The sequence below is a fragment of the Streptomyces phytophilus genome (genome assembly GCF_013870535.1).
Taxonomy (GTDB): Bacteria; Actinomycetota; Actinomycetes; order Streptomycetales; family Streptomycetaceae; genus Streptomyces; species Streptomyces phytophilus.
Map to the genome: position 1 here is coordinate 1 of NZ_JACBXC010001477.1, position 1,361 is coordinate 1,361.

Annotated in this window: 1 protein-coding gene and 1 pseudogene; one reads left to right on the plus strand and one right to left on the minus strand. The window is 76.3% G+C overall.

Annotated features, from left to right (window positions below; translation table 11 throughout):
* Nucleotides 1-989, minus strand: a 989-nt coding sequence (locus tag H5J30_RS33505; protein ID WP_181791513.1) for a DUF4037 domain-containing protein, incomplete at its 3' end; no start/stop codon positions are given.
* A 143-nt stretch (nt 990-1,132) separates the two neighbouring features.
* On the opposite strand from H5J30_RS33505, the pseudogene H5J30_RS33510 reads away from it, so the two are divergent.
* Nucleotides 1,133-1,361, plus strand: a pseudogene (locus tag H5J30_RS33510) (dienelactone hydrolase family protein); the annotation flags it as partial.

The following is a 1,361-nucleotide window of genomic DNA, read 5'->3' on the forward strand; positions in this document are numbered from 1 at the left end:
TACTGGTCGACCGACCCCACCGGCGCCAGCGCCGCCAGCTCCGGTTCGCCGACCGTCGCCAGCAGCGCGGCGCAGAAGCGCTCGGCGCCCAGGACGAGGAACGGCCGCTCGTGGAACGGGCGCACCACCGCGTCCTGCGGCTCCGTCAGACCCAGCGCGTTGTGCATCCGCGCCACCCGCTCGTACGCGGGCGACAACTGCCGCTCGCGCTCCCGCCAGCCGCGCGCCGCCAGCGCCCCGGACAGCAGCGGCGCCAGCTCCGCCGCCTCCGGCAGGGCGGCGAAGGCGGTGCCGAGCCACTTGCCGTACGGCGGGTAGACCCGGTGCATCAGCAGACACAGCCGCATCAGCTCGCGCACCTGCCGGGCCGCGGTCACCGCGGACCCCAGGTCGTCCCCGACCTCCCCGCAGCGCCCGACGAACGGCTCCTCCTGGTGCAGCCGCTGCCACTGGCACGCCAGCACGTAGCGCCACACCTGGTCCGGGTAGCGGGCGAGGCCCTCCCGGTACGACGTGAGCACCCCGGCGCCGTCGTGGAACACCGCGCCGCCCGTCAGCTCCCGCAGCACCTGCCACGGCGCCGCCAGCCAGCCGCCCACCGAGAGGCCGCCGTCCGGAACCTCGCCGAGCTGCTCCGCGAAGTGCCCGGTGACGTCGAGCACGTCGACCCAGTGCCGCGGCGGCGTACCGCCGGGGAACGCGAAGCGCACCGGGTGGCCGCCGAACCGCTCCGGCAGCTCCCGGTCGAGCAGCGCGGTGAGCCCCGCGGCGTGCTCCCGGTGCGCGGCCGGCGCCAGGAACACCTGGAGCCGCGGTCCCCAGGCGTGGTCCGTCGAGCGCGGGGTGTCGAAGCCCTGCACCTCCGAGCCCCAGCCCAGGAGCGCGGCGGCGTACGGCGTCCCGGCGAGCCGCGCGTCCAGGAGCGGGGCGACGACCTCGGCGTACAAGTCCCGGGCCAGGCCGAGGCCGGGGCGGAATGCGGTGCTCATCGCGGTCACCCTGGCAGACGCCGCGGCACCGGGCCACCGCGTTTCGCGCGTTGCCCCGGTCGGCGGACATGCGTTGGGCACGGTGTCCCGGCCGACCTAGAGTGCCGGAAGATCCAGCGGAGTCCGCAAGCGGAGGCGTCACCATGGCCGAGATCGTCCTCTTCCACCACGCGCAGGGCCGCACTCCCGGCGTCACCGCCTTCGCCGACGAACTGCGCCGCGCCGGGCACACCGCGCACGCCCCCGACCTCTTCGAGGGCCGCGCCTTCGGCTCGCTGGAGGAGGGGATGGCGTACGTCTCCGGGATCGGCTTCGGCGAGGTCGTCGCCCGCGGGGTGCGCGCGGCCGGTGCCCTGCCCGCCGCGGCCGTGT